The sequence below is a fragment of the Streptomyces xylophagus genome, from assembly GCF_000716435.1.
GTDB classification, from domain to species: domain Bacteria; phylum Actinomycetota; class Actinomycetes; order Streptomycetales; family Streptomycetaceae; genus Streptomyces; species Streptomyces xylophagus.
In genome coordinates this window covers 1-484 of sequence record NZ_JNWO01000134.1, presented here as the reverse complement: position 1 = coordinate 484, position 484 = coordinate 1, and the positions used below count along the sequence as shown (strand labels likewise).

Annotated in this window: 2 protein-coding genes; both read right to left on the bottom strand. The window is 61.4% G+C overall.

The features are described from left to right. On the bottom strand, positions 1-205 hold a 205-nt coding region (locus tag OO70_RS56565; RefSeq protein WP_234337163.1), incomplete at its 3' end, for a hypothetical protein. Then, on the bottom strand, positions 192-484 hold a 293-nt coding region (locus OO70_RS50650; RefSeq protein ID WP_043688391.1), incomplete at its 5' end, for a V-type proton ATPase subunit C. The genes OO70_RS50650 and OO70_RS56565, both read right to left, overlap by 14 nt.

Sequence of the window (484 nt, the reverse complement as noted above, 5' to 3'; positions counted from 1 at the left end):
AGACGATGTCCTCATTGTCGGGATCGGTGATCGCGTCCATCATGCCGCGTTGGAAGACCGCGTCGCCGATGCGATATGGGCCGGGGCTCGCGGATCGTTCAGGCGGCAGCACTAGGTTCGCTTCCGCCCACTCAGACAGCTTCAGCCGAGGCTTCGGCTTCAATCCTTCGGCCAGCCCTGCGAATAATGGGTCAGCCAGCATCATCTTCTCCGTAGTCGCGCATTGACGTGTAGAGCGTGTGCTGCGCCTGATCGACGCGCGTTTGCACCTTCAGCCGGACCTCGGCTTTCTTGTCGGGGTCCGCAAAGATCGAAGCGATCTCGGCAGGCAAGTTCTGAAGGATCGCCGCGATCCGCGCTCCGGCCTCAATGAACGACGATTGCACCTTCGCTCTTTCGACCAGCTCGCCCCGTTCTCTCTTGGCCCGCGTCTCGATACGCTCGATCTCGGCCTTGATCTTCTGCTCGCGCAGCTCCGTGATGC